The sequence below is a fragment of the Actinosynnema sp. NPDC023658 genome, from assembly GCF_040639995.1.
In the GTDB taxonomy this organism is placed as follows: domain Bacteria; phylum Actinomycetota; class Actinomycetes; order Mycobacteriales; family Pseudonocardiaceae; genus Actinosynnema.
On sequence record NZ_JBFAAX010000900.1, the window covers coordinates 1 to 2226 of the forward strand.

At 71.4% G+C, this 2226-nt stretch carries 2 protein-coding genes; one reads left to right on the forward strand and one right to left on the reverse strand.

The genetic code is table 11. The features are described from left to right. On the forward strand, positions 1–2031 hold a 2031-nt coding region (locus AB0G02_RS36150; protein WP_360803765.1), incomplete at its 5' end, for a neutral/alkaline ceramidase. Here the strand turns inward: AB0G02_RS36150 and AB0G02_RS36155 are convergent. After that, positions 2028–2226 (reverse strand): DUF6098 family protein (locus tag AB0G02_RS36155; RefSeq protein WP_360803768.1); only part of this gene is annotated, 199 nt, incomplete at its 5' end. The two genes, AB0G02_RS36150 and AB0G02_RS36155, sit on opposite strands and share 4 nt — an antisense overlap.

The following is a 2226-nucleotide window of genomic DNA, read 5'->3' on the forward strand; positions in this document are numbered from 1 at the left end:
GTGCGGATGCGGGTCTCTCGACGGTCGTTGACGGCAACGGCGCTGGTGGGCGCGCTGCTCGGTGCGCTGGTCGTGGTCGGACCGCCGGTGGCGGACGCCGCGTCGCAGCCCTACCTGGTCGGGCGGGGCATCTCCGACGTCACCGGTCCCGCCGCCGAGAACGGGATGATGGGCTACTCGTCGTTCGACCAGAAGACGACCGGCATCCACCAGCGCCAGCGCTCCCGCGCGTACGTGGTGGTCGACCAGGCCACCGGCAAGCGCGTCGCGTACGTCAACGCCGACCTGGCGATGATGTTCCGGGCGGTGCAGGAGGGGGTGCTGGCCAAGCTCCAGGCCCGCTACGGCTCGCTCTACACCCGCGAGAACGTGCTGCTGTCCGCCACGCACACGCACTCGGGCCCCGGCGGCTTCTCGCACAACCTCGCCTACAACCTCTCGATCCTCGGCATGCAGCCGCAGGCGCTGGCCGCGATCACCGACGGCATCGCGGAGTCGGTCGTGCGGGCGCACGAGGACCTCAAGCCCGGCGACCTCTCCCTCGGGCGCGGCCAACTGACCGACGCCAGCGTGAACCGCTCGCGGGTCGCGTTCGAGCGCAACCCCGCGGCGGACAGGGCGAACTTCCCGAACGCCATCGACCCGTCGATGACCGTGCTGCGGTTCCGGCAGAACGGCGCGGACGTCGGCGCGATCAGCTGGTTCGCCACCCACAACACGTCGATGACGAACAAGAACACGCTGATCAGCCCGGACAACAAGGGCTACGCGTCCTACCAGTGGGAGCACGACGACCGGGGCGTGCGGTACCTGGAGGACCGGCCCGGGTTCGTCGCCGCGTTCCCCAACACCAACGCGGGCGACATGTCGCCGAACCTCAACCTGCGCCCCGGCTCCGGGCCCACCGAGGACGAGGTGGAGAACACCCGGATCATCGGTGAGCGGCAGAACCGCAAGGCCCAGCAGGTGTTCGCCGGTCCGCAGACGCCGGTGACCGGGGGAGTGGACTACCGGATGCGGTTCGTGGACATGTCCGCGGTGACCGTCGACGGCCGGTACACCACCGACGGGCGACCCGGCACGACGTGCCCCGGCGTGGTCGGCGCGTCCACCATGGCGGGCAGCGTGGAGGACGGCCCGGCGATCCCCGGGTTCAGCGAGGGCATGACCAGCCCGTGGAAGGCGCTGTTCGAGCCGCTGAACGTCGAGGTGCCGCAGTGGCTGCGCGACTGCCAGTACCCGAAGGCGTCGCTGGTGCCCACCGGCCTGGTGCAGGCCACGCCGAACGTCCTGCCGCTCCAGGTCGTGCGGATCGGGCCGCTGCACCTGGTCGCCGTGCCCGGTGAGGTCACCATCGTGGCGGGGTTGCGGATCCGGCGCGCGGTGGCCGCCGAGGCGGGCGTGCCGCTGGAGGACGTGCTCGTGCAGGGCTACGCCAACGACTACAGCCAGTACATCACCACCCCGGAGGAGTACGACCTCCAGCAGTACGAGGGCGGCTCCACGTTGTTCGGCCGCAACACCCTGCCCGCCTACCAGCAGGAGTTCGCCAAGCTCGCCGCGTCCCTGCGCGCAGGCACACCGCTCGCGCCCGGCCCGACACCGGGGAAGCCGCCGTTCACCGAGATCAACCTCCAGACCGGGGTGGTGTTCGACGACAAGGCGCCGTGGCAGTCCTTCGGGCAGGTGCTCACCCAACCCGCCGCCGGCTACGCGCGCGGCCAGACCGCCACGGCGGTGTTCGTCACCGGCCACCCGAAGAACGACCTGCACCGCAACGGCACGTTCCTGGAGGTCCAGCGCCTGGTGGACGGCCGGTGGACCCGGCACGCCGACGACGGCGACTGGTCCACCCGCTACCGCTGGCAGCGCGAGGGCGTGGCGAACTCCCACGCCACGATCACCTGGACGATCCCGGCCGACACCCCGGCGGGCACGTACCGCATCGTGCACCACGGCGACTGGAAGAGCGGCTGGACCGGCGCGATCACCCCGTTCACCGGGGCGAGCAGGCAGTTCACCGTGGGCTAACCCTCGCGGTCCAGCGGGCCCCAGCTGGTGGCGGCGTGCTCGTCGACGAGCTTCTCGCACTCGGTCAGCGCGTCGTCCGCGATCCACCCGATCGGGTGGCGACACTCCACCAGGGGCTCGTTGTCGGGTCCGCGACCGACCTCGACCCCCTCCAAGACCCACGGTCGCGTGCCCGGTCCGCGGCGTTCGCGCAGG